This window comes from Frankia sp. CgMI4 (assembly GCF_001756285.1).
Lineage (GTDB): Bacteria > Actinomycetota > Actinomycetes > Frankiales > Frankiaceae > Frankia > Frankia casuarinae.
This window is the reverse complement of record NZ_MAQZ01000081.1, coordinates 109,311-133,711: the sequence shown is the minus strand read 5'-3', so window position 1 is coordinate 133,711 and position 24,401 is coordinate 109,311. Positions and strand designations below refer to the sequence as shown.

At 69.4% G+C, this 24,401-nt stretch carries 24 protein-coding genes and 2 pseudogenes; 8 read left to right on the top strand and 18 right to left on the bottom strand.

Going from position 1 to position 24,401, the window contains the following annotated elements; translation table 11 throughout:
* Positions 1-128: 128 nt before the first annotated feature.
* Entirely contained in the window at positions 129-614 is a 486-nt protein-coding gene (locus tag Manayef4_RS14585) for a response regulator transcription factor (protein WP_035729690.1), read from the bottom strand.
* Positions 615-1,189: 575 nt separating this feature from the next.
* On the opposite strand from Manayef4_RS14585, the pseudogene Manayef4_RS14580 reads away from it, so the two are divergent.
* Positions 1,190-2,186: pseudogene (locus Manayef4_RS14580) on the top strand (helix-turn-helix transcriptional regulator).
* A gap of 31 nt (positions 2,187-2,217) precedes the next feature.
* Here the strand turns inward: Manayef4_RS14580 and Manayef4_RS14575 are convergent.
* From Manayef4_RS14575 to Manayef4_RS14540, 8 genes are all read right to left on the bottom strand, one after another.
* Positions 2,218-3,096: a menaquinone biosynthesis protein gene (locus Manayef4_RS14575; RefSeq protein ID WP_011434982.1), complete on the bottom strand. Its 879-nt coding sequence runs from the start codon at positions 3,094-3,096 to the stop codon at positions 2,218-2,220.
* Positions 3,090-3,341 carry a DUF4229 domain-containing protein gene (locus Manayef4_RS14570; RefSeq protein WP_254665663.1) on the bottom strand — a complete coding sequence of 84 codons (252 nt, stop codon included), beginning with the start codon at positions 3,339-3,341 and terminating at the stop codon, positions 3,090-3,092. The genes Manayef4_RS14575 and Manayef4_RS14570 overlap by 7 nt, the downstream gene beginning before the upstream one ends.
* Positions 3,342-3,403: 62 nt before the next feature.
* A complete protein-coding gene (locus tag Manayef4_RS14565; protein ID WP_070132026.1) occupies positions 3,404-3,697 on the bottom strand; it encodes a hypothetical protein in 294 nt (97 codons plus the stop codon).
* 12 nt (positions 3,698-3,709) lie between these two features.
* A complete protein-coding gene (gene mqnE, locus Manayef4_RS14560; protein ID WP_070131940.1) occupies positions 3,710-4,858 on the bottom strand; it encodes an aminofutalosine synthase MqnE in 1,149 nt (382 codons plus the stop codon).
* A gap of 113 nt (positions 4,859-4,971) precedes the next feature.
* Positions 4,972-5,364: a hypothetical protein gene (locus Manayef4_RS23110; RefSeq protein ID WP_011434978.1), complete on the bottom strand. Its 393-nt coding sequence runs from the start codon at positions 5,362-5,364 to the stop codon at positions 4,972-4,974.
* Positions 5,365-5,459: 95 nt separating this feature from the next.
* Complete coding sequence (locus Manayef4_RS14550; protein ID WP_070131939.1) at positions 5,460-6,242, bottom strand: UbiX family flavin prenyltransferase; 783 nt, start codon at positions 6,240-6,242, stop codon at positions 5,460-5,462.
* A gap of 14 nt (positions 6,243-6,256) precedes the next feature.
* Complete coding sequence (gene mqnP, locus Manayef4_RS14545) at positions 6,257-7,216, bottom strand: menaquinone biosynthesis prenyltransferase MqnP (protein WP_011434976.1); 960 nt, start codon at positions 7,214-7,216, stop codon at positions 6,257-6,259.
* A gap of 75 nt (positions 7,217-7,291) precedes the next feature.
* Complete coding sequence (locus tag Manayef4_RS14540) at positions 7,292-8,743, bottom strand: menaquinone biosynthesis decarboxylase (protein WP_070132025.1); 1,452 nt, start codon at positions 8,741-8,743, stop codon at positions 7,292-7,294.
* A 386-nt stretch (positions 8,744-9,129) separates the two neighbouring features.
* On the opposite strand from Manayef4_RS14540, the gene Manayef4_RS14535 reads away from it, so the two are divergent.
* The gene (locus tag Manayef4_RS14535; RefSeq protein ID WP_070131938.1) at positions 9,130-9,555 is read left to right on the top strand and encodes a PLD nuclease N-terminal domain-containing protein; all 426 of its coding nucleotides are present in this window, start codon (positions 9,130-9,132) and stop codon (positions 9,553-9,555) included.
* 186 nt (positions 9,556-9,741) lie between these two features.
* Here Manayef4_RS14535 and ccsB read toward each other — a convergent pair whose 3' ends face one another.
* From ccsB to hemL, 7 genes are all read right to left on the bottom strand, one after another.
* The gene (gene ccsB, locus Manayef4_RS14530) at positions 9,742-10,935 is read right to left on the bottom strand and encodes a c-type cytochrome biogenesis protein CcsB (RefSeq protein WP_070131937.1); all 1,194 of its coding nucleotides are present in this window, start codon (positions 10,933-10,935) and stop codon (positions 9,742-9,744) included.
* Positions 10,935-13,049, bottom strand: coding sequence for a cytochrome c biogenesis protein ResB (locus Manayef4_RS14525; protein ID WP_070131936.1), 2,115 nt, complete (start codon positions 13,047-13,049; stop codon positions 10,935-10,937). Before Manayef4_RS14525 ends, ccsB begins: the two co-directional genes overlap by 1 nt.
* Positions 13,046-13,981 carry a cytochrome c biogenesis protein CcdA gene (locus Manayef4_RS14520; protein WP_070131935.1) on the bottom strand — a complete coding sequence of 312 codons (936 nt, stop codon included), beginning with the start codon at positions 13,979-13,981 and terminating at the stop codon, positions 13,046-13,048. Before Manayef4_RS14520 ends, Manayef4_RS14525 begins: the two co-directional genes overlap by 4 nt.
* Positions 13,982-14,015: 34 nt before the next feature.
* Positions 14,016-14,627, bottom strand: coding sequence for a TlpA disulfide reductase family protein (locus Manayef4_RS14515; RefSeq protein WP_023839805.1), 612 nt, complete (start codon positions 14,625-14,627; stop codon positions 14,016-14,018).
* Positions 14,628-14,857: 230 nt separating this feature from the next.
* A complete protein-coding gene (locus Manayef4_RS14510) occupies positions 14,858-15,727 on the bottom strand; it encodes a putative RNA methyltransferase (RefSeq protein WP_254665662.1) in 870 nt (289 codons plus the stop codon).
* Between the two features lie 89 nt (positions 15,728-15,816).
* Positions 15,817-16,464 (bottom strand): histidine phosphatase family protein, encoded by a 648-nt coding sequence (locus Manayef4_RS14505; RefSeq protein WP_011434968.1) that lies wholly within the window; start codon positions 16,462-16,464, stop codon positions 15,817-15,819.
* On the bottom strand, positions 16,461-17,819 hold the full coding sequence (gene hemL, locus Manayef4_RS14500) for a glutamate-1-semialdehyde 2,1-aminomutase (RefSeq protein ID WP_011434967.1): 1,359 nt from the start codon (positions 17,817-17,819) through the stop codon (positions 16,461-16,463). Before hemL ends, Manayef4_RS14505 begins: the two co-directional genes overlap by 4 nt.
* A gap of 228 nt (positions 17,820-18,047) precedes the next feature.
* On the opposite strand from hemL, the gene Manayef4_RS24305 reads away from it, so the two are divergent.
* Complete coding sequence (locus tag Manayef4_RS24305; RefSeq protein ID WP_035729516.1) at positions 18,048-18,299, top strand: hypothetical protein; 252 nt, start codon at positions 18,048-18,050, stop codon at positions 18,297-18,299.
* 153 nt (positions 18,300-18,452) lie between these two features.
* On the opposite strand, the gene argS is transcribed toward Manayef4_RS24305, so the two are convergent.
* Positions 18,453-20,489, bottom strand: a complete 2,037-nt coding sequence (gene argS / locus Manayef4_RS14490; protein WP_254665671.1) for an arginine--tRNA ligase — start codon at positions 20,487-20,489, stop codon at positions 18,453-18,455.
* A gap of 522 nt (positions 20,490-21,011) precedes the next feature.
* Between argS and Manayef4_RS14485 the strand changes: the two are divergent.
* Together Manayef4_RS14485 and Manayef4_RS14480 are read left to right on the top strand one after the other, a co-directional pair.
* A pseudogene (locus Manayef4_RS14485) lies at positions 21,012-21,170 on the top strand (MerR family transcriptional regulator); the annotation flags it as partial.
* Positions 21,171-21,307: 137 nt separating this feature from the next.
* A complete protein-coding gene (locus tag Manayef4_RS14480) occupies positions 21,308-21,961 on the top strand; it encodes a class I SAM-dependent methyltransferase (RefSeq protein WP_070131932.1) in 654 nt (217 codons plus the stop codon).
* A gap of 192 nt (positions 21,962-22,153) precedes the next feature.
* Here the strand turns inward: Manayef4_RS14480 and Manayef4_RS14475 are convergent, their stop codons facing one another.
* The gene (locus Manayef4_RS14475; protein ID WP_023839810.1) at positions 22,154-22,477 is read right to left on the bottom strand and encodes a hypothetical protein; all 324 of its coding nucleotides are present in this window, start codon (positions 22,475-22,477) and stop codon (positions 22,154-22,156) included.
* A 98-nt stretch (positions 22,478-22,575) separates the two neighbouring features.
* Between Manayef4_RS14475 and Manayef4_RS26705 the strand changes: the two genes are divergently transcribed.
* The 3 genes from Manayef4_RS26705 to Manayef4_RS26035 all read left to right on the top strand — a co-directional run bounded on the left by Manayef4_RS26705 (position 22,576) and on the right by Manayef4_RS26035 (position 24,296).
* On the top strand, positions 22,576-23,091 hold the full coding sequence (locus Manayef4_RS26705) for a putative immunity protein (RefSeq protein WP_070132023.1): 516 nt from the start codon (positions 22,576-22,578) through the stop codon (positions 23,089-23,091).
* Positions 23,092-23,337: 246 nt separating this feature from the next.
* Entirely contained in the window at positions 23,338-23,742 is a 405-nt protein-coding gene (locus Manayef4_RS26040; RefSeq protein WP_070131931.1) for a hypothetical protein, read from the top strand.
* 338 nt (positions 23,743-24,080) lie between these two features.
* Positions 24,081-24,296 carry a hypothetical protein gene (locus tag Manayef4_RS26035; RefSeq protein WP_023839813.1) on the top strand — a complete coding sequence of 72 codons (216 nt, stop codon included), beginning with the start codon at positions 24,081-24,083 and terminating at the stop codon, positions 24,294-24,296.
* The last annotated feature ends 105 nt before the right edge of the window (positions 24,297-24,401 follow it).

Below are 24,401 nucleotides of genomic sequence, written 5' to 3'. Positions count from 1 at the left end.
CGGACAGCCAGCCCCGAGATCGTCCATCATGGCCGATGCGACCGATGCGGCAACCATGACAGCCACCGAACATAAAACTCTATCATGCCAGTGGAGAAAATGAACAATTCTGCCAGTCGCAAGATCGCTCAGATCGTCCGGTGGACGGCGCACAGYCGTCGAAGCTGCTCCACCAGCGGACCGGTGGCCAGCCCTTTCTCCAGCAGGGCGTCCGCGCCGAGTTCCAGCACCTGGTCGAGCAACGCATCCTCAGAGAATCCCGTGAAAATCACCACCGTGGCCCGCGGCACGACCCGCCGGATCCGCGGCAGGGCGGCGATGCCGTCGAGGACCGGCATGGCCAGGTCAAGCAGCACGAGGTCCGGCTCGGTGCGGACGACCTCGTCGATCGCCTCCGCGCCGTTGGACGCGGCGCCGACGATCACGAAGTCGGGTTCGGTCTCCAGCAACAGGCACAATAGTTCGCGCACGCCGTCCGCGTCGTCAACGACGACGACGCGCCGTGGACCGGGCGGAGGCACCTGCTCCCCCGGAGGGGAACCACGGCCCACAGCGGAACCGCCGGCCAGGCCGACGGCCTTCTCCCCGACGAGCCCGACGGTGTCGGCATCCACCGAACGGCCGGTATCCACCATTCTTTTGTACGCGCCCCGCCCGACCCCGCGCATCGTCATTCAGGATGGTTTCCGAGGATGACCCACGTTGGCCATCAGGCCGATACCCGCAGACCGTCGCGAAGCACCGCAGCCTGGACGCGGCCGCGATAGCACACCATGCGGGAATAGCCCGTCCGGACGAGCCCTCGGCGATTCCGCCGCTTTCTGCCAACACTTCCGTGGCAACGCTCGCGTTTCCCAACAATAACCCAAGAAGGTCGGCATAATGTCTCGACGGAGGCGCGGTACGACGGACGACTTCCACGCTACGATCAATCGGTCGACCACGAAGCGCGACGCCGATCAACTTCGCCTGCCACCCGACAGCTGAGAGTAATCATTGGAACTGGATGTGTATGGGACTTTTGACCTCTAGTCTACTAGGGTGCAGTCTGGAGTAATCTGATCACTATCGGTGACTCTCTGCTGGCCATCGGGCGGGCGACCGTCAGGCGGGCGGGCAGAGACAGCACACGACTGCTGAGCTTCCCTCCTCGGGAGGCGGGACCTTGCCACGCGGAAGGACGTCACAGATGCGGCAACGGAGCCGAGGCCGGCACGATGCGGCGACCGCCGAAGACCTGCTACCCGCTGAGGTCCGACGGCGGCGCTGTGAACGTGTCCTCTCTCGGGAGGAGCTCGCCCGACGCACCGGCTACAGCCGCCAGTACATTCGGTCAGCTCGAACAGCCCAGCCGAGGCATCCCCTCCCGGCCGGTGATCGCCGCAGTCGACGCGGCGCTGGAGGCCGGGGGCGCCCTCATCGACCTGCGTGAGGCAGCCGTCGCCGCCCGGGCGGAACGCCTGCGTCGCAGGCCCGATCCGGAGCGGGAGTCCCGCCGCCGGGTTTCGGATCTGCTCGACCACCGCCGGTCGGACACCGAACTGGACTACCTCGATCGGTTGGTGGCCGATCTGATCGCCAAGGCCGATCGGCTCGATCCACAGGACGTCACCGCCCAGGTGCTGGAGCAGCAGAACGTCGTCGACAACCTGCTACACACGCCCATGCTGCCGCACCAGCAGTTCCGGCTGTTCATGCTCGCGGGTCACCTGGCCGGGCTGCTCGCCATCTCCCTGTTGGACGTGGACGAGCTCGCGGGAGCCAGCACCTGCTGCCTCGAGGCGGCGGTGTTCACCGAGCTGACCGGTCACGAAGGACTACGGGCCTGGACCCTCGCGGTCAACAGCCTCATCGACGCGGCCGCCCGGCAGGTCTGCGAGGGCACCGAACCCGGCACCGAACCCGGCATCGTSTCCGGCGACGGYCCCGGGGCCCCCGTGCCACCGGACCCACGGTCCGGGCCGCCAGGTGAGCCCAGCGCTCCGAGGTATGCTCTGGCCGACGGGGATGATTCCGGTGGCGAGACTCTCGACGAGATGCTGATCGCGCCGGGCGGGCGAGCCACCCCGCCCCGGTTGATCGCGCTGGTAAAGGGCCGTATCGCGCGCTTCGCCACGGCGAGTACGCGCCGAGCGGTTCCGATTCCGCCGACCAGTATCTCCCGCGCGTTCCGACCACCGGTCTGAGCGGGGTTCCGACYGCCGGCCTGAGTGGCGCTCAGACGTCCGCGAAACGCAGTTCGCGCAGCGCCGGAACATCACCTCGCCGCGCGGCACGTCCGGCGAAGGCGATAATCCCCGCCTGCTGGCGCGCACCAAGCCGAAAGTCGAGAGTGGTGAAATACCGGGCCAGCGTGCCCGGGTCGAACACCTCAAAACGGGCCGCCCGCGCCGCGACCTCGTCCACATCACGCAGCGCCAGGTCGAGTCCGGAGCGGAACGCGCCGTGCACCTCCTTGACCACCCCGGGACGGCGTTCGGCGAAGGACCGTCGGGCGGCCCACACGGCGAACACCATGGGCAGGCCGGTCCACTCCTGCCAGGCGGCACCGAGATCGATGAGCCGGAGAGGATGGTCCGGACCGCCCCGCTCGGCGTCGTAGGTCGCCCGTAGCGCGGTATCCCCGATGATCACCGCGGCATCCGCCTCCCGCAGCATCGACGGYAGGTCCGGCGGCATCGTCACGTACTCCGGTCGCAGGCCGTGGCGCTCCTCCAGCAACATCCGGGCGAGCAGCACGCTGGTCCTGGACGTCGAGCCGAGCGCGACGGTCCGGATCTCCGCGAGCGGCGCCGCCGTGCTCAGYACGACGGACAGGACCGGACCGTCGGAGCCGACCGCGAGGTCGGGCAGCACGACGAGCTCGTCGGCATGCCGGAGGTACTCCACCAGGCTGATCGGACCGATATCGAGATCGCCGACGATCAGCGCGTCGTTCAGCCGGTCCGGGGTGTCCTTCGTCAGCTCGATGTCGAGCAGAGCACCGGAGTGGACCAGTCCCCAGTACAGCGGCAGGCAGTTCAGAAACTGGATGTGCCCCACCCGGGGACGGGCCTGGGTATCGCCGTCGTCGTCCGCTCCGGCTCCGGTCAACACCGTCCGCCCCGGCGCTCCTCCATGACCTCGATGACCRCGCGGCGCTGGCGCAACGCCAGGGGATAGCTGAGCAGCCCGCTGAACACCACGGCCAGGGCGAAGGCCAGCAGCCCGTTCACCCCCAGCAGCAGGACCACGGCCAGCACCGCTCCGAAGAGCACCACGCGTACCGCGAAGTACCGCAGGTTGATGCCGAGCAGGCCGCGCTCGCCCGCCTGGCCCGATTCGGTCGGYGAGTYGGGCATCGCCCGCTGTGGCCACGAAACCCGCTGTGGCMACGAAACCAGCCGCCTACGCGATTGCGCCATCACGTCCTCCGTCTCTTCGTCGGCACCCAGCCGAGCCGGCGCRGCACGGTCGGGAAGAAGCCCAGCCCCAGGAAGACGACGAACAGACCCAGCAGGCCGGCGGCACCGATCGGCAGACCGATCCAGTCGAGCACCACATACCCGGCCACCCCCGGAAACAGGATCACCAGGAAGGCCAGCACAAAGATCGATCCGATGCCGGGTGCTCCGTGGGGCCGGACAGGCCCGGAACCCCCGGGCGCCGGCGACTCCTCGGATCCGCGGGCCGGCCCCGGCCCCTCCCCGGTGCCCATCCGGTCCACCGGTCAGGCGTCGATCGAGGTCGGGACGTCACGCCGAGCCGGGTCGGGACCGTCGTAGACAYGGATCTCCCGGTAGCGGGTGTCCCGCTCGACCGGGCGGAAGCCGGCGTCGCGGATGATTGCGAGCAGATCCTCGCGGGTCATGGTGTGCGGCGTCCCGAACCGGTCCGCATCGTGCGTGATCTTGTACTCGACAACGGAACCGTCGAGGTCGTCGGCGCCGAAGTTCAACGCGAGCTGCGCCGTGGTGAGACCATGCATCACCCAGAAGCACTTGATGTGGTCCACGTTGTCGAACAGCAGCCGGGAGACGGCGAACGTCTTCAACGCCTCGGCCCCCGTCRCCATCGGCTGGTTCATCAACCGGTTGCGCGGGTCGCCGGCGGCGTCGTGCTGGAAGCGCAGCGGGATGAAGACCGTGAACCCGCCCGTGGAATCCTGCAGCTCACGCAGCCGCAGCACGTGGTCCACCCGGTGCCGGGGGTCCTCGACGTGCCCGTACAGCATCGTGCACGGAGTGCGCAGGCCCTTGGCGTGGGCGAGCCGGTGGATGCGCGACCAGTCCTCCCAGTGCGTCTCGTGACCGACGATCTTCTGGCGGACCTCCCAGTCGAAGATCTCCGCGCCGCCGCCGGTGAGCGACTCGAGTCCCGCGTCGATGAGCTCGTCGAGGATCTCATCGGCGGACAGGCCACTGATCTTCTCAAACCAGTGGATCTCGGTAGCGGTGAACGCCTTCAAGGCGACGCCGGGCAGCGCCTTGCCGAGCTCCCGCAGCGAGCGCGGATAGTAACGCCAGGGCRGCGTCGGATGCAGACCGTTGACGATATGCAGCTCGGTGATCCCGGCCGGCTCCATCTCCTTCGCCAGCCGGACAGCCTCCTCGATGCKCATGGTGTAGGCATCGGACTCACCGGGCTTGCGCTGGAACGAGCAGTACGCGCAGGACGCCGAGCAGACGTTCGTCAGGTTCAGATGCCGGTTGACGTTGAAGAAGGTCTTGTCGCCGTTCTTTCTGGTGCGAACCTCGTGGGCGAGACCGCCCAACCAGACGAGGTCGTCGCTGGCGTACAGCGCCTCCCCGTCGGCACGGCTCAGTCTCTCGCCGGCGGAAACTTTGGCCTCGATCTCCCGCTTGAGCCCAGCATCCATGCCTTCCAGCCTAGCCCGCCGGTCTCGGTGTCCTCGGAGGCGAGCACGGCTGCCCGGTCACAGCCGCCCCGCGATCCGCCCCGCGATCCGGCGGGGCGTCCGACTACTCGCGGCTACCCGGCGTTCCCGCTGTTCCCGCTGTTCCCGGCGTTCCCGGCGTTCCCGGCGTTCCTCGCATCCGGGCGCTGAGCGGCCCGCTGTGCGGCCCTGCGCTGCATCCGCCCGAGCGGCCAGGTCAGCAGTCCGGCGACAGCGAACCCAACGAGCAGCGCCATCAGCAGGTTCAGCCCGACGGCCACCAGGATCACGGTAATCACGGCGAGGGCTGCGACGCGGATCAGGAAATACGGCAGTTGCGCACGCAGGTTCACGTCCTGCGGCGCGGGCCGCTCGGCGCGAGTGGGACGACCCGGCCGCGCCGAGGCGGATCTGCGTGCCGTGGCCCCGTCCACCCCACCGGTTCCCCGGCCCCGGTTCCTCGTCGGTCCGCGCCCACCCGTCGCCATATCGTCCTCATCCCGCCGGCACCGCGGCCCCGGTCGGGGCCCGTTCCCGACAACTGTGCCTGTCCGGGTGGGGCCTGCGCCAGGGGGAACAGACGTCACCCGGCCGGTGGCGCCGTCTCGACCTCCAGCAGGTCACGGCGGTCCGCCAGGTCACGGCGGGCGCCGCCGAGCTCGCCGGTCCAACGCCGGAAGAGCGTGTGCGGCACGTCGGCGGCGTCGAGCACCCGCCCGGCCACGAAGTCGACGAGATCGCCGGCCGTCCGCACACCCGCGTAAAACCCCGGGCTCGCCGCGGCCACCACCGCCCCGGCGTCGTGCAGGTCCAGCATGTGGCGCAGCGTCGCGCGGGTGTAGGGCATCTCCCGCGGGACGACGATCAGACGGCGGCCTTCCTTGAGCGTGACATCCGCCGACCGCTGCAACAGATCCTTGGACAGTCCCAGGGTGATGCCGGCCAGGCAGGCGGTGCTCGCCGGGACGACGATCATCCCGCGAGTCGGGTACGAACCGCTGCTCGTCGGCGCCCCCAGATCACCAGGGGCATGTACCGCGACGAGGGTGGACACCGTATCGGCCAGCACGTCAYGATCGGCCAGCCGCGCCGACAGACCCTCCGGAGGTGACACCCCGCCCGGGGGCATGGACAGCCACGTGACCAGGGCTTTCGCCCAGGCGGAGTCACGCCAGGCGATACCCGTCTCATCGAGCAGGGTCAGGCGGGCCGCGCGGGACAGCACCAGATCGACTGGCAGCCGAGCGGCCAGCAGGCCACGCAGCACCGCGGCCGCGTAGGGGGTTCCACTGGYGCCGCTCACCCCGACCACCCACGGCAGGCGCGCTCCGGCCCCCTCCTCGGGGGCACTGAACACATCGGCCATGACGAATCCGATGCTCAGACGGCCAGACCACGGCTGGCGAGATCGACAACGGCGAAGAGGAACAAGACGATGCCGACGAATCCGTTCGCGGTGAGGAAGGCCCGGTTGACCCGCGACAGGTCGTTCGGGGACACGATGGCGTGCTCATAGCAGAATGCCGCCGCCGTCAGCACGAGCCCAGCCCACCACCACGGACCGGCGTTGTCCATCAGCCCGTAGACGATGAACAACGCAAAGGTGATCATATGCGTAACCGTGGAACCAATGAGCGCGGCCCGCACCCCGAACCGGGCCGGCACCGCACGCACGCCGATGCGCCGGTCGACCTCGGCATCCTGGCAGGCGTAGATCACGTCGAAGCCGCCGATCCAGCTACCGACCGCAAGGCCGAGCACCAGTGCGGCCCAGGACCACTCACCGGTGACCGCGATCCACGCGCCGACCGGGGCCACCGCCTGGGCGATGCCGAGCACGGCGTGCGGGAAGTCGGTGAACCGTTTCGCGTAGGGGTAGACGACGAGCGGCGCGACGGCGACCGGCGCGAGCAGCAGGCAGAGCCAGGACAAGGCCGCGGCGGCGGTGAGGAAGACGGCGAGCGCGACCGCGGCGCCGACGACCGCCGTACGCACCGAGACCACGCCGGTGACCAGCTCTCGGTTCGCCGTCCTCGGATTACGGGCGTCGATCGCGCGATCGATGACCCGGTTTGCGGCCATGGCGAAAGTTCGGGCCGCGACCATCGCCACGGTGACGAGGGCGAGGTCCGACCAGTGCACCGACCGGGAATCCGCGAACGAGGCGGCGAGCGCCGCGATGTAGGCGAACGGCAGCGCGAAGACCGAGTGCTCGATGACGACGAGCCGCAGAAACGCCCGTACCCGGCCGGTGGCGTGTCCCGGGCCGGCTCCCGACCCTCGCCCGACCGGCTCCGACGCGCCAGGCACCCACGCGGCGTCACTCACCGCGATCACCACTCCTTGTTCCTTGCCCAGCCAGAGGCCCCAGCGTCCTTTTTGTCCCTCTGGCTAGGCAAGAAAAACGGAGGAYGGTCACAGGCCATACTCCTTCCATCGGCGGGTGACCCGTTCGCGGACCGCCTCGTCCATGACGATCTCCTCCGGCCAGCCGCCGTCGCGCCGGTAACCCTCGCTCGGTAGCTTGCGGGTCGCGTCCACACCGACCTTGCCGCCCCAGAACTGCTCGTAGGCGGCGTGGTCGAGATGGTCCACCGGCCCGATGGTGGTGATCAGGTCGTGGGCATAGTCGACGTTGCCRAAGGCGCGCCAAGCGACCTCGTGGTAGTCGTGCACGTCGCAGTCGGCGTCGACGACCACGATCAGCTTCGACAACGACAGCAGCCCGGCCCCCCAGACCGCGTTCATCACCTTCTGCGCGTGCTTCGGATAACGCTTCTCGATGGAGACGATGCAGCAATTGTGGAACACCCCCGCCTCGGGCAGGTCGTAGTCGACGATMTCGGGAATCATCATCCTGACCAGTGGCAGGAAGATCCGTTCGGTGGCCTTGCCCATCGGACCGTCCTCCTGCGGCGGCCGACCGACCACGATCGTCTGGAACACCGGGTCACGCTGCATCGTCATCACGTCGACGTGCAGCGCCGGGAACGGTTCGACGGGCGTGTAGAAGCCGGTGTGGTCGCCGAACGGCCCCTCGGGCAGCCGCTCCCCCGGCTCGAGCCAGCCCTCGATCACCACCTGTGCGTTCGCGGGCACCCGCAGCGGGACGGAGAGGCAGTCGACCATCTCCACCCRCTCGCCGCGCAGGTAACCGGCGAACAGGTACTCGTCGAGGTCGGCAGGCAGGGGGGCGGACGCGGCGTAGGTGACCGCCGGGTCGCACCCGAACGCGATGGCGACCGGCAGCCGCTCCCCACGCCGCTCGGCGACCGCGTGATGCGCGTTGGAGTCCTTGTGGATCTGCCAGTGCATGCCGACGGTGCGTGCGTCATGGCGTTGCAACCGGTACATCCCGAGGTTACGCGCCCCGGTCTCGGGGTGCTTCGTGTGCGTCAGACCGAGGTTGAGGAAGGCCCCGCCGTCATTCGGCCAGGCGTGCACCCCCGGCAGCCGGAACAGGTCGACGTCCGGACCCTTGAGGACGACGTCCTGGCAGGGCGCGGTCCGGACCCGGCGGGGCGGGACCGAGGCGAGCGACGCTGCCTTGCCGAACGCCTCACGCAACCCGGACAGGCCGATCGGCAGCTGCGGGCGCAGCAGCGCGCCGAGCCGTTCACCGATGTCGTCCAGCGCCTCGACGCCGAGCGCGGCAGCCATCCGCTCCTCGGTGCCGAACACATTGATCGCCAGCGGCATGTCGGCGCCGGCCGGGGACTCGAACAGCAGAGCCGGCCCGCGCTCCCGTACCACCCGGGTCACGATCTCGGTGACCTCGAGACGCGGGTCGACGGGTACGGTGACGCGGCGCAGATCCTTCCGCCTTTCGAGATGAGCAAGGAACGCACGCAGATCCGCCCAGGCCATGAGCTCCATCCTCGCAGTCGCCACGGGTGGATGCCCGACCGCCCACAGGTGGTCACKATCCCAGTTCAACACGTCACGTCCCGGGCACGRCCTCGTCGGATAACGGACCGGGAGGACGAGGAGCCGGCGCGGAAGGCACACTAGAGATACACGGGCCGGCCATCACCACGACATGTACGTCCGTCGCGGGCCATAGCGGACGGTACGTGCTCGCCTGACCCATCTGGTGAGGTCGCCCGTCCGTGGCGCCATCCGTCCGTGACGTCGCCACGGGTCGGGGGTTTCGCCACGGGTCGGGGATTAGATGCCCGCGGATCGGATGTTCCATACCTGACAGGTCAAGACGGACATAACGATCAAGAAAAGCAGGAAGGAGCGACCGGCCGGTGCTGGGCCTCGCGCTGACGTTTGTGATCATTGGTGTTTGGGCTTACGCGATCATCGATGTCTTCGGGACACCCCCCGAGGAGGTTCGGATCATGCCCAAACTCGCGTGGATCGTAGCAGTGATCTTCCTTGGTATCTTCGGCACCGCCGGATGGTTTTTCTTCGGTCGACCTCGCGCGAACAGCGTCGGCGAGCGGCCGTTGCGCCGGCCGGTCTCCGACCATCCGGCCTTCGGGCAACGATCGTCCTGGGGCATCGACAGCCGGCGTGATGGCGGCTTCGGCCGGTACAGCRCGCGGACGGGCACCCGCCGGGCCGCCGTCCGGCCGAAGGGTCCCGACGACGACCCGGACTTCATGCGGGAGCTGTCCGCCCGGATCCGCAAGGGCGAGGCCGGACCTCCGTCGTCATCGTCCCGCGGCTGAGCCGCATGGACGCGGGGGATCCAGGGGCACGAGCCCGCGGCTGACCGGCTCCGCGCACCGGGACGAGCAGCGGTCCGTCGTTCCGGTACGCGGCCGAGCGGGGTGTTCTCCGCAGGCTGCGGGTGGCCSGCCCGTTCTCCCCGGCGGGGCCAGGCCGGGACCAGGGAGCAGCAGCCGTGGGGAGGGTCAGATGCCGGYGTAGGAGTGCAGCCCCGAGATGACCAGATTCACCAGGTAGTAGTCCACGAACAGGGCGCTGAAGGCCAGCAGCGAGATCGCCGCGGCCCGCCGCCCACGCCATCCGGCCGTCGCGCGGGCGTGCAGGTAGGCGGCGTAGCAGACCCAGGTGATGAACGACCACGTCTCCTTGGGGTCCCACCCCCAGTAGCGGCCCCATGCTGATTCCGCCCAGATCGCCCCGGCAATGATCGCGAAGGTCCAGATCGGGAACGCGAACGCGATGACCCGGTAGGACAGGGTGTCGAGCGCCGCCGACGACGGCAGGCGCATGACGATGCCGCCCCGGCGCTRCATGGCCTGGCTCGCGTCAGCCCGTCCGGCCGCGACCTCGGCCAGCCGATTTTCCCAACGCTCCTTGACGAGGAACAACACCGTGGTCACGGCGGAGACCAGGAACACCCCGCTGGCGACGATCGCACCGACCACATGGATCTTGAGCCAGTACGAGTTGAGCGCGGGCACCAGCGGTCCCGCTGCGACATAGAGCACAGTGCCGGCGAAACCGAGCGAGAGCACGACCGGCAGCATGACGAAGACGCCCAGCCACCGGACCGGCTGCCGGATCATCAGGGCGAGAAACGTCGTGACCGCGATCAGGCAGATCATCGACGAGAACTCGTACATGTTGCCCCAGGGCACCCGGTCCGCCGCGAGGCCACGAGTGATGACGGACCCCAGGTGCAGCGTCCAGCCGACGACCGTCAGCGCGACGGCGATCCGCCCGATCCACCGGGCACGCGCGGGAACCGCCACGTCGCCGTCGTTACCGGCGGCCAGCGTGTGCGCGGCGTTCGCCCGCCGCCGGACAGCCTCGATCTCCCGGGCCCGGGCCGCAGCGAGGGCCACGGCGGCGGGGTCGGACGGGTCGATCGGGGTCGCGGCCCCGTCGGTCGGGCCGGCCGCCTCGGCGGGATCGGCGGCGCCGCCGATCCCGCCGGCCGCCGCCCCGATCAGCGCTGCCGGCAGCCCGGCCCCCTGCCGTGCCGGGACGGCCGCCGCCTCCTGAGCCACGTCGTGGCGCAGGCCGAGCCGGCTGAACGCGAACTCGGCCGCGTAGCCGAGCATCGCCGTGGCGTACACCGCCTCGCCGCTGCCAAACAGATGATCGGAAAGGCTGGCTACGCCCTCGTTGACCGCCATCAGTGCTCCCGTTCGCTGGCACTCGACGCGGCATCGCCGGCTGCGGTGCCACCCGGTTCGGTACTACTGGGTTCGGTACTGCCCGGCTCGGTACTGGCTGGTTCGGTACTGGCTGGTTCGGCGCCGCTCGATTCCGAGGCGGTCGGCACGGACCGGTCGGTGCCCGCGGGCCCGGTGGCCTCGCGGACCAGGGTCGTGAGCTGGGCCAGCTCGACGGCGAACCCGTCGGCGTCGGAGCGGGACAGCCCACCGATCTCCACCGTGCACCCACCGGCGGCCGCTGGCCGGGCCCGCACCCATACCCGGCGGCGGCGCACCCGAAGACTCGCGATCAGCCCGACGATGATGAGGACCGCGAAGAGCAACGCCTCACCCTTGAACGGGTCGGACTTGACCTGGAAGGTGGCGAACTCGGCTACGCGGTCGGCCTCGAGGCTCATCCCGCCGGGTAGCCCGGTAAGGGTGCGCTGCCGCGGGTTGTCGAGGGCCAGGACCTGCGCGGTGCGCTCGCTGCCCGCCGGACCCGTCATCGTGATCTGGCGCAGGTCGCGGGTGTCGACCGTGTAGACGTTCTGTGGAATGCCCTCGTTGAGATGGAGGTTGCCGACGAATCCCGTGATCGTCAGACCGGGCGCGCGGGCGGCGGGGAACGCGGAGACGTATCCCTGGGTCGGGTCGAGGCGGGTGGTCGGCGTGAACACGCCGCTGAAGGCCAGCTGCTGGGGCTCCTTGCGGACGCCCAGCGCGGGCAGTCCGGTGTCGGGGATCTTGACGGTGCAGGTTGAGGTGAACATGCCGTCCCGCGGGGTACACGGCAYGTTCGCCTCCCAGACGACCTTGCGTGCGGCGTCGCGAAGCACGAAGTGCGGGGCGAATCCATGCCCGATGAGGTAAATCTTGGCGTTGCCGATCACCAGCGGATGGTTGACGCGGATGGTCGCCTTGCGGGTCGGGGCGTTCAGCGCGRCGGCATACGTGACGTCGGCGCGGAAGTCGGACGGCTGGCCGCTTGGCTGGAACGTRGCGTTGAACCGGTCCAGCGTGAGCGAGAACGGACGCAGCTTCGCGGTGTCGACGCGCTGACCAGCGTTGAACTGGTCATAGGAGATGATCGTGTTCGCGAACCCGCTCCCGGAAACGACGAGCACGGTCCCGGAGTATCCGTACCAGGAACCGAAGCCCACCGCGGCGAGCAGCCCCACCAGGGCAATGTGGAAGACGAGGTTGCCGGTCTCGCGCAGGTACCCCTTCTCCGCGGCGACGGAGTGGTCGGCAGTCCCCTTCGCGTCGTGGGCCTCCCCAGCTGTGGCCGTGGCCCGGAAGCGCCGTCGGCGCAGCGCCTGCCGGGCAGCCGCCATCGCGTCGGCGGACTCCATCGGACTCGTCCAGGCGCTGCCGCCGGGCAGCCGGCCGGGCCGGGCCGGGGCCTTCGGCGGCGCGGTGAACAGCGCCCTGGCATGCCAGCGGATCCGGGACGACAGGCAGCCAATCAGGGAGATGAACAGCAGCAGGTAGATCGCCGCGAACCAGGGCGCGGCGAAGACGTCAAACCCGGAGAACCGGTCGAGCAGCGGACCGAGGGTGGGGTGGTCGGCGCGGTACTGCTCTACCCGCATCGGGTTGATGGCGCGTTGCGGCAGCAGCGATCCGGGCACGGCAGCCAGGGCCAGCAGGAACAGCAGCAGCAGCGCGGTGCGCATGCTGGTGAGCTGACGCCAGGACCGGACGGCGAGGGCAAGGGCCGGATGCCGGGTGAACCGGCCACCGGCGCCGGGAGCGCGCCCCGGTCCGCCGGTCGGCGTACCGGGGTCGTCGGACGACGGACCGGCCGCGCTGTCCGGCGGATCGAACGCCTCGGGGGCGGCGGCGCGGGCGTCGGCGTGCCCCTCGGGCAGACGGCGCGCGCTGGCCGCCGCGTCGGAGTCGAATCCCGCGGACTCGACGGCGGAATCGAGGTCGGACTTCTCAAGGTCGGACTCGACCTCGACGGTGTCGATGGGTTCGACGTCGACGGACCCGGCGGCGAGTGGCGCGGGATCGACGGCGAGTGCTGCGGGATCGACGGTTCCGGACGCAGGCGCGAGCCGGGCGTTCGAACGGGTTGAGGAGGTCACAGCGGCGTCTCCGAGAAGCCGGGGGCGTAGGGCCGTAGGTTCGCAACCAGGTCGGCCCACTCCCCCGTGAGTTGAAGCACTCCGACCGTGACGAGCAGCATGCCGCCGAGCAGGGTCAGGATGCGGGTATGCCGTCGCAGCACCCGCAGGGCGCCGACGGCACGTCGGAAAGCCAGTCCGACGGCGAGGAACGGCAGCCCGAGCCCGAGGCAGTACACCGCGGAGAGGAACGCTCCCCGCTGCGCCGTCGCGCTCGTCACCGCCAGCCCCAGGACGGCCGACAACGTCGGGCCGAGGCAAGGCGTCCAGCCGATTCCGAAGAGCACCCCCAGCACGGGCGCGCCGAGCAGGCCGGGCGCCGGCAACCGGTGGATGCGCCACTCCCTGTTCGCCCAGGACAGCCGGGAGAACACGCCGGCGAACGCGAGTCCCATCACAATGGTGACAACCCCGAGAAGCTGGCTGACGCCGACCTGATGGCGGGTGAGCCACTGCCCGAGCCCACCGAACGCCGCGCCGTAGGACACGAAGACCGCGGTGAAGCCGAGCACGAACAGACCCGTGCCCGCGGCGACCCGCCCACCCGCGCGCAGCCGGTACAGCCGCGGCCCGGGCGACCCGGTCCCCTCGTCGTCCCGGGCGAGGGCACCGGAGACCGCCGCCCCGCCGGCCACCGCCATGCCCGGCACCGCCKGCACCGCTACGGACACCGCCGGCATCGCCGGTGCCCGGCCCGGCAGCCCGCCCGGGGTGGCGGCAACTCGCCTCGAACGATCCTGAAGCTCCGCCCCGGACAGGCCGGTGACGAAGCTGAGATAGCCCGGCACCAGCGGAAGGACGCAGGGGGAGAGAAAAGAGAGCAGTCCCGCCGCGGCGGCGACCGGCGCGGCGAGCAGGACCGGCCCGTCGGTGATGAGCCCGACCACGCTCACCGCGGGTCCTCCGCCCCGGGCAAACGGTGYCCGCTCACGCCTCGGCCTGCAGACGGCTCAACGCGGGCTTCAGGTCGTCGGGCAGCACACCACCGGTGAACCGGGCCGCGATCCGCCCGTTCTGGTCGAGCACGAACGTCGACGGGAGGCCCGGAGCGACCGGCCAGCCCGCGGCGAGGGTGCCCAGCTTGTCGACGATGCTCGGGTAGGACCTGCCGAAGTCCTGCGTGAAGGCCTTCGCACCGGAGACGGTGTCCTTCTCGTTGACACCGAGGAACGCCACCGTGGGGTTGTCCTTGGCCAGCTGGACCAGGCCTGGCGTCTCCGCGCGGCAGGGAGCGCACCACGAGGCCCAGAAATTGATCACAACGATCTTCCCTCGGTAGGACGAGAGGTCGAGGGAGGTCCCGTCGAGAGTCTTACCGGACAGGGGGGGTGCTGGATGCCGGTTTCCGGGGGCGGCGAAGTCCTGCCCGGCCGCCTGCTGGACGAAGCCGTAGCCCCCACCACCGGTGGCGTCGACCGAGTTCGCCCCGGGGGAGCAGGCGGCCAGCAGCCCGGCCGCCGCGAGCGCCACGGCGGCCAAGGCGATGCGTCCCGCCCGGCGGACACGGCGGGCCGACCAGGCCCGGCGCGTCCGCCGCATCGGGGCAATGCCTGTCACCGGCGGGTCCGACCTGTCATCCGACGCGGACCGCCATCCCTTCTCCGCCACGCGAACCAGTATGTGCCCTGCCCCTTCCCACCCGGGAACCTGTCTACGACCAACTGTAGAACTCAACTCAGGGTAGGTGGAGGGGCCGCGAGACGCGCATGGGCTTCTCGACGAAGGACACCTGTGGGCTTCATCTGCCAGGCGGGCACCGTTCCGCCGCCTCACCGGCCGCCGGCCACCGGCGGGACCGGGAGCGGACGGTAACCGCGGATCTGAAAACGGGCCGTGACGGTGGCGCTCCCGGGGAAGGCGGTTTCGGCCCGTCGGCGCAGCTGGTCGGGCGCCCGGTGATGGCCGGTCGGGCCCATCAGAGCCAGGTCGACGATCTGCTCGGTGTTCAGCGTGAGCGGAACGTCAACGTGCTCGACGATGATCGGCTCGAACCGTCCGGTGGTCCGTTCGTCGAGCCGGTCGCTCTTGCCCGTCTGTATCCCGACGAGTCCGAGCGGGCCGTGCAGCTCGGCGAGATGGCCCGGCCCGGGGGTGACGACGATGAGCAGCCCGTCGGGGCGCAGCACCCGGTGCATCTGGGCCAGGTTGCGCGGCGCGAAGACGTCGAGGRGCACGGCGACGGCGTGGTCGGCCACCGGCCAGGGGGCTGCGACGTCGAAGGAGACCGCGCCGATCCGGGGATGGGCACGCGCCGCGCGACGCAGGGCGTACTTGGAGACGTCGACGGCGAGGCCGACGGCGTCCGGTCGCGCACCGACCACGCCGGCCAGATGGTGCCCGKTCCCGGCACCGATGTCGAGGATCACCCGACCGGGCGGCCCGAATGGCCCCCCGGGGACGGGATGCGCGATCTGGGCCAGCCGGGCGGTGAGCGGCCCGTAGTGGCCACCACCGAGGAAGGACTCCCGCGCGGCGACCATGACGGCACTGTCGCCGACGACCCGCCGAGTCCGGCCGGTGCGCAGGTTGACATAGCCGCCGCGGCCGACGTCGAAGTCGTGCCCGGCGGGACAGCGCAGGGATCTGTCCGCCGGGTGCAGCGCGTGGCCGCACACGGGGCAGCGCAGAAACGGCAGCACGGCCCGCAGGGCCGCGAGGGCCGGCGGGGCAGCGACGGCCGGCGGGGCAGCGACGGCCGGCGCCGGTGACTCGGGACCGGTGGAGTTCGTCAGGCGCCGACCGATCCAGGCGTGTTCGCGGTCGGCCCGTTCGGCTCCGCGTACTCGACGCCGACGAGCTCGGAGTCCCGGTAGACGGCCGTGGTGACGCTCGCCAGCCCGCACTGCCGCCGGTCGGGACGGTGCCAGAGGGGCACTCTCTCCAGGGCACGCCGAGCCGTCCAGACCGGAAGCTGGTGGCTGACGAGCACGACGTGCCGACCGGGGTGGGCGTCGCGCCATTCCACGACGGCCACGAGCATCCGCGCGGCGATCTCGTCGTACGGTTCGCCCCAGGATGGGCGGAACGGATTGAGTAGCAGGCGCCACAGGGCGGGGTACCGGACCACCGCCGGGCCGGCCTCGAACGTTCTGCCCTCGAAGGCGTTGCGGCTTTCGATCAGCCGCGGGTCGACCTGGACGGCGAGTGCGTGCGCCGCGGCGATGGGCGCAGCGGTCTGYTGGGCACGATCCAGCGGACTCGCGACCACGGCCGCGACGTCCAGCTCCGCGAGGAACTCGGCGGTGACCTTCGCCTGCTGCTGGCCCTTGTCGGACAACCGGAACCCCGGCAGCCGGCCGTAGAGGATCTTCTCCGGGTTGAAGACCTCGCCGTGGCGGACCAGATGCACCCGGGTCAACGAAGTCGGCTCCGTCATGCCCGCCCCTCGGGAGAGGCGGAGACGGTCACCGGTTCGGGTACCGCCGCGGCGGCACGTGCGGCCGCCGGTGCCGCCGCGGCGATCCGCTCCACCGTCTCGTCGTCATGCGCGGCCGAGACGAACCACGCCTCGAACGCCGACGGCGGCAGGTAGATCCCGGCGTCGAGCATGCTGTGGAAGAACGCCGCGTACCGGGCGGTGTTCTGCGCCTGGGCGCCGGCGTAGTCGACCACGGTGGCGGCGTCGGTGAAGAAGAAGCTGAACAGCGATCCGGCGCTGCTCGGCAGGTGGGCCACGCCCTCCTCGGTCAACGCGGTTGAGACGATCCCGGCCACGTCGGCGGCGCGGGTGTCGACGGTGGCGTAGACCTCATCGGTGCAGGCCCGCAGGGTGGCGAGTCCGGCGGCGACGGCAATCGGGTTACCCGACAGCGTGCCCGCCTGGTACACCGGGCCGGCGGGTGCGAGCCTGGCCATCACGTCCGCCCGCCCGCCGAAGGCCGCCGCCGGCAGCCCGCCGCCCATCACCTTGCCGAAGGTGAACAGGTCCGGCGACCAGTCCTCGATCGCGCCCTCGTTGCCCCACCAGCCGGCGCGTGAGATGCGGAACCCGGTCATCACCTCGTCGAGAATGAGCAGCGCGCCGTGGATGTCRCACAGCCGGCGCAACCCGGCGTTGAAGCCGGGCAGCGGCGGGACGACCCCCATGTTGGCGGCGGCGGCCTCCGTGATGACCGCCGCGATCGTCTCACCGCGCTCGACGAAGACCGCCTCGACCAGCGCGAGATCGTTGTAGGGCAGAACGATGGTGTCCGCGGTGGCGGCGCCGGTGACTCCCGGGGTGTCCGGCAACCCGAGGGTCGCCACTCCGGAACCGGCGGAGGCGAGCAGCGCGTCAACGTGCCCGTGGTAGCAGCCGGCGAACTTGATGATGGTCGACCGGCCGGTGAAACCCCGGGCCAGTCGCACGGCGCTCATCGTCGCCTCGGTGCCGGAGTTGACCAGGCGCACCTTCTCGACCGGGCCGACCCGGTCGACGATCAGCTCCGCGAGCTCCACCTCCCCCGGTGTGGGGGTGCCGAAGCTGGTGCCGACCGAGACGGCGCGCGACACCGCCTCGACGACGGCCGGATGGGCATGCCCGAGGATCATCGGCCCCCACGAGCACACCAGGTCGATGTAGGTACGCCCGTCCGCATCGGTCAGATAGGGGCCGTTGCCCGCCACCATGAAGCGCGGCGTGCCGCCGACGGCACGGAAGGCTCGGACCGGAGAATTGACCCCACCGGGAACAACACGCTCGGCGCGCCGGAAAAGCTCCTCGGATGCCGGCGCGGCAGACGGAACCACCATGCCCACGATCCTCGCAGGTCGGCTCCGCCTCCCGCGCCCCGCGTGTCCGGTGGCACGCCGCGTCCTCCTCCCCGGTCCATGCTCCGCGTTGACCCACCCGCCACCATCGCTGGAAGCCATCGCTGGAAGCCATCGCTGGAAGCCATCGCTGGAAGCCATCGCTGGAAGCCATCGCTGGAAGCCGCCGGTGGACGGGGGTCTGCCCCGGCCGCCCACCGACGGCGGCTCGTGCGCCCGGTCCTCCCCGGACACCCGCGGCCGTCGGTCGGCCGCTGTCCCTCCCAGGCCCCGGCGTTCGGCGATCCACCGCCGGTCGGCCCGATCTCGATGGGCGAGGACTACCGCGAGGGCTACAAGGAAGACGACGACGTTGTCCCGATGGTTGTCCTGGTGGTTGTCCTGGTGGTTGTCCTGGTGCTGCTTGCCCTAATGGTGCCCGGTACGCCGCCCACACGACCCACTCCAGTCAATGATCATTAGGGATCATTGAGGYAAGCCTGGCCCACGCCKGACGGATTCCGTCTCGGGACGGCCGCGGGATGAGGAGCTTCTCGCCGAGGCAGGTAATACTCGCCCGTGGGCCCGTCTGATAACCTCAGAATTCGCGRCACGCCGTCTTCGGGGTACTACACGTCAGATCTTCGGGGGACACTCGACGTGGCAGAGACGCAGTCCGTTAACCAGCGTGTACTGAACAGCCCGAGTGATCATTAGTCGAAATTCGTTGGCGGCCTCACCCGCAAGGACCGGCGAGGTCGTATAGTAGGAATTGTAGAGTGCTGCCAGATCCAGTAGATAGYGGACGAGAATGGCCGGGCTATCCTCGCCTGTTGCTCTGGTAATCTTGCTAGGCAACTCCTGCAACCTGAGAATGAGCTGCGCCTCTTGGTCGCTGACCTCGAAATGTGTCAGGTCAACCAGACTCGGCACGGGCTTGCCCCATTTCCGTAGGATTGCCCGTGCGCGGCATGCGGTGTAGACAACATACGGTCCTCCTGACTTCTCGAAGGCCGTCAAGGTCGGAGAAAGATCTCCGCGAGCCATGGCGACAGTCGTCTTCATGTCCTGCTTGAGGTCGTTGAAGACGAGCGAGCCGACCGCCAACTGCTGGGCGGCGACGGAGAGTTCCTCCTCCGTCATCGTGYCGCGCTCCGCAGACCTCTTCCAAAAGTGCTCGAATGACATTTTCAGTAGATCGTTTACTCCGGCGACGCTGTCTCGGCTTGAGAGCTTCCGGCCAGTCTTCTCATCGACGTAGAAGCCAAAGTAGATGTGTCGGAGGTCCAGTTCGTCACGGCTTGCGATGCCCAGGACCTCGACAGCTTGAAAGAGCCGCGCGAAATGGACGCGCTGCTCTTGGCCCACGACATAGTAGATGCCGGACGGGTCGAAGATATCACGGCGGAGCTTGATGGCTCCGACGTCGCGTGTCGCGTAGATGCTCCGGCCGTCCGACCTGCGGACCACGAACCGCTCGTTTCCTGGAAGAGGAACGACGATGGCTCCGAGATCCTTCCGGGYGAATTCCACAGTCCGGTCGCGAACGGCGGAGGTGATCTCACCGGCAGACATGGCCTGCTCGATCTTGGCGATTTCCTCGCGCAGGCGACTCTCCGTGAACTCGAATGCCCGGCCGTCGCGCAGAGCGGTCTCGATCACCTCATTACCGGCCTGGAAGTAAAAGCTTTCACCGATCGTGAAGTCGATGTGGATGTCGAGTGCTTCATAGAAAGAACGGAAATCTGCAAGGCTCCAGTCCACCATCTTGGACCAGAGTTCCACCTCCTCGGAGTCTCCGCCTTCCAGCCTCGCAAAGCGGGCATCCGACGCCTCCACGTAACCCTTGAACGCAGACTCAAGCGCATCCTTGCTGTCCACGCCCGGGAAATAGCGCTGGAGYACGGCGGCGTCCGATTCGCTGGCGCCGCCCAGCCCTCCGCCGGAGGCAACCACCCTCTCCAGCGCGCGGCGGATGGCGTAGATCTCCAGCAGGCGATCGTTCTCGGTCATGGCTGCGGGAAACATATCGCCGAAACGGCGAAACCCCTCCAGCATGAAACCGAATCCGCCGAAGTCATTGATGTGGTTCAACCGGTATACGAGCGCACCGCATGCTTGGTGTAGATTGCCGAGCACATGCCCAATGATAGTTGATCGGACGTGTCCGGCGTGAAGCTTCTTCGCGACGTTCGGCGACGAGTATTCGATGATGAGGGTCCGCCTGGCGGCACTGTCGTTCTCGCCGAATCTATCGCCAAGGCTGTTGATCCCCTGGACGGCCTGCGCCAGCCAGTTATCGGACAGCGTGAGATTGATGTAGATGCCTTTGGCGGTGGCCTCGGAAWTTACCTTCTTGAGCTCCTCGACCTGCAGGGCCTCGATGGCCCGCGGAATGTAGGTCCTAACGAACTCTTTCGCGCCCGCCTCTTTAAGGAGCATCGGCATCTTAACCGTCACGTCGGCGCCGAACTTCTCTCGGGAGATCAACTCGATCTCTGCCGTGAGATCGGAACGCGCAAACTTCTCCTGYAATGCTTGCGTGACGATCGCACTTAGCCTTGCCAGCGGATAGTCGCGTGACGAAGGAAAGGCCGCGGGGCGAGACCCGCGAACCCGGTCGCGGAGATCTTCGATATCACGCCTACGCGTGGAGGTCACCTGGGCAAGCATATTCACGGCTCAGAGTTTATCAGGGCGGCATAGATTGGCTGGTGGAGGCGGTGTTTGCCCGTTCCTCATGTTGGGCGTTGGGCTTCGTGCGGACGATTTCGTGGCGGTTCGTCGGCACGGTGGCCGGGCTGGCACAGCCGATCCGAGCCCTCAGTCGGAGCATCGCTCGGCCCCGGTCCGCCAGCGCCCTGTCCGACCCGGGCGAGGACGAGTGCAGCGGCTGGGCCAGCACGCAGCCGACGAGGCCCCGGCGGTGTTGGTTCAGGCCGCGGGCCGGGACGGTGCCGATGGAACTTCCACCACCCCTCCCCCAAGCGACCCAGTCGACGCAGGTTTTCACGCTCCGTGAAAGTGGCGGACGTCACACCAGTCGAGGCTTCTGATCGTTTCCAGACTCGCTCGGACGTCCGTACCCCTCCGCGCCCCCGAACCGGCGATCGGCACAATGCGGCCGTTCCGATCCCCACAGCCCGCCGTCTGTAGGGATCGCGCGACGTTGGCCATCCCGGGGCCTGGTGAGAGGTGTACGGGATCTCGGTGGCCGCCGATCTGGTCGGGATGGACCCGCAGAGCCTGCGTCTGTACGAGCGGCGCGGGCTGCTGGAGCCGGCCCGCACCGACGGCGGGACCCGCCGCTACAGCAGCGACGACCTGGCCCGGCTTCAACGGATCGGGCATCTATCTGCGATCCCTAGACCGTTGTAGGAAACGGATCTACTTGGCCACTCCGAGCTGGCAGGTCGCGGTTGTTGGCCAGCGCCAGCGCCCCGGCTGGCCACCGTAGTTGGCCAGCCGGGGCACGCCTAGGATGATCGGCCATGGCCGAGTCTGCCCCGAACTATCTGACGACCGTCGCGGCGGCGTATGACGGCGTGGCCGAGGTGTATGCCGAGCTATTCGCCGACGTGCTCGACCGCCAGCCGCTGGAGCGTGCGCTGCTGTCCGCGTTCGCCGACCTCACGCGCCCCCTGCCCGGCCCGGTCGCCGACCTCGGCTGCGGGCCCKGCTATGCGACGGCCCACCTGCACCGCTTGGGGCTGGACGTGTTCGGCGTGGACCTGTCACCGAAGATGATCGCTATCGCTCGACGCTCACATCCACAGCTGCGTTTCGAGGTGGGCACGATGACCGCGCTGGACCTGCCGGACGGCATCCTCAGCGGCGCCCTGTGCCGCTACTCGCTCATCCACACCCCGCCCGCCGACATCCCCGCCATCCTCGCCGAGATCTACCGCCTCCTTGCACCCGGCGGCCACCTGCTCCTCGGCTTTCTGGCCACCGACGAGCCCGCGGCCGGGGTGCACGCCTATGACCACCGGGTCACCGGCGCGTACCGCTGGCCGCCCGACCACCTCACCGAGCTGGCACGGCAGGCAGGACTGGTCGAGGTCGCCCAGCTGGTACGAGCACCGACGGACGAAGAACGAGGCCGACAGGCCCAGCTACTGGCCCGCCGCCCCCAGCAGACGTAGGCCTCCACCGGATTACGCCCGTACCGGCACCGAGACCACCTCACATCCGAAACAGCCCATCCTCAGGCAACCGGCCCCCTCGCCGTCGCTCGGCGCGGCCAGAGGAGGGGCCGACGGGCAGCGTCTACTTGGCCATTTTTGGCGATCCAGGAGGCGGCGGAGGCGCTGTTCGTCGTGATGCAGAACCTGGTGTCAGGTGAACCGATCGGCGAGGTCGCGCAGTCTGCGTGCCGCGGCGAGGACGTCCTGAACATCACCGCCGCCTGGCAGGATCGCTGACTCCTCCATCCTGGTCGCGTAGCGCAGGTAGCGGTCTCGCGCGTAGTCCCGGCACGGCAGGCAGGTGACACGTTCGGGATGGGTGGAGGTCGAGGCATACGAGACCTGCGTGCCGCATCCCGTCCGCACCGCGTGAGGTGCGTCGCCGACGAGCCCGAACACTGATGCCGTCACCGCGCGCAGATCGGCGCTGGCGTTCGGCACGGCCCACTCGACATGTACATGCGGGTCGTCCACGCTGCCCCTCCTTCGAACCCATCGTCCCATCGGGCCCGCCGGTTCGTCGCTGTCTGCGGGCAGACCTGCGATGTCTGCGTGGCCGTACGGTGGAACCCGTGATCCTCCCCAAGGAGCGGGACCCCCGGTTCATCACGGTTCGCCGTGGGGGCACGCTCACGGACTCCGATCATCAGCTCCTGGCCGTGTGGGCGGCAGCYTGCGCAGAACACGTTCTGTACCTCTTCGAGTCGGTGCAGCCGTCGGACCCCCGGCCCCGCCATGCGATCGAGCAGATTCGAGCCTGGTCGCGAGGCRAGATCACGATGTCCCAGTCCCGCTCGGCAGGCGGCCATGCCATGGCCGCCGCCAGGGTGATGAGCGGAGCGGCTCGTCACGCGGCGTTCGCCGCCGGTCAGGCCGGGGTGGTCGCCCATGTCGCCGCACACGAACTCGGTGCCGCGGCCTACGCGATCAAGGCCGCGCGGGCGGCGGCGCCCGCGGGCGAAGCTGAGGCCGCCGCACGGCTTGAGTGCCGTTGGCAGCGAGAACAGCTCCCGGACGCGATTCGCGAACTGGTTCTGGACGATCAGCGACTGCGCAACGACATCTGCTGGTCAGTGTTCGACGGCTGACACTGCTGCGACCGTCGTGGCCTGTCTGAGGACGGGATGCGGCGAGGTGGAACATCAGCGGTTCGATGCGGAACCGGCCCTCGGCCGGGGCGGCGAGTTCCTCCTCGACGACGTCGGACGTTAACCCGGTTCATCACGAATGCCCGTGGCGTCGCGCCCCAGGAACAGTCATGACGGAGTGGGTCAGGAGGGTGTCCTCCCCGGATTCCGAGTGCGGTCGAGGAGATCAAGGATGGGCAGGAGGGTGTGGGCGAGGTGTTCGCCGTGCGGGGTGAGCATGAGGTGTTCTTGATCGTCGGTGTGCAGCAGTGCGGCGCCGACGGTGTGTTCAAGGTGGTGGATCTGCCGTCTGAGGGCGTCGGTGYGGATGCCGAGGGCGCGGGCGGCGTCGCGGAGGTGGGCGTGGCCGGGGGTGGCGAGCAGTCTGYGGACACGCTGTTCGGCGCCTCGGCCGTCGAGGACGGTCCAGGTCAGCGGGGTGAACGCGTCGGGTCCTCCGTGCGGGGCCAGGGGGTGGGTGTGGGCGGCGGTGCCGCGGCGGGTGGGGATGCCGAGGGCGCGTGCTCGGGCGCTGACGTCGGTGCCATGGATGCCGAGCTYGGCGGCGATGTCGGCGAAGTGTCGTCGCTTGACTTCGTATTGCTCGCGTAGCCAGGCGGGATCGACCGCGGCGAGGATCGCGCGCCCGGACAGCTGGGTGGGCTCCGTGATGGTCGGGGGCTGGACAGTGTGGGGCGGTTCGATGGGGGCGGGGTCGGTGGGCCCAGAGTTCCCGGCGGTGCACGCGGGTGGGGTCGAGGCCGGGCCAGGTGATGCCGGTGATCCAGTCGAAGGGCGGTTCCCAGGTGACAGGTTCGTCGACCCTGCCGCGGCGCAGGATGTGTGCGGCGCGGTCGTGCAGATAAGCGATCGCGCCAGGCGGTCTCGTCGAAGTCAGGCTGGCGCAGGCGTCGCCATCGCCGGCGGCGGGCGTAATCGATGGGGGCGCCGTGGGTGTCGAAGGCGACGGCGTGCAGGTCGTCGAGGCGCTGCGCGACACCCGCCGGCCGGGCGACGGTGCCAGGATGGCTGCGGCCGAGCTCGGCGAGCAGATTGTCTACGTGACGTTGCGCGGTGACGATCGGACCATCGGGACGCAGCGCGACCGCGTCGGTGTCGGCGGGTGGGGCCGTGCAGGCGGGCGGCTGGCGTCCGCGCGGGTGTGACGGGAGCGGCAGGCCGGTCGTGTCGCACCGTCCCGGGGCCGCGGGGCGGCTGGTCAAGGGCGGGGCGGTGAGCCCGGCCGCAGGCGAGGCAGGTGTCGACGAGCA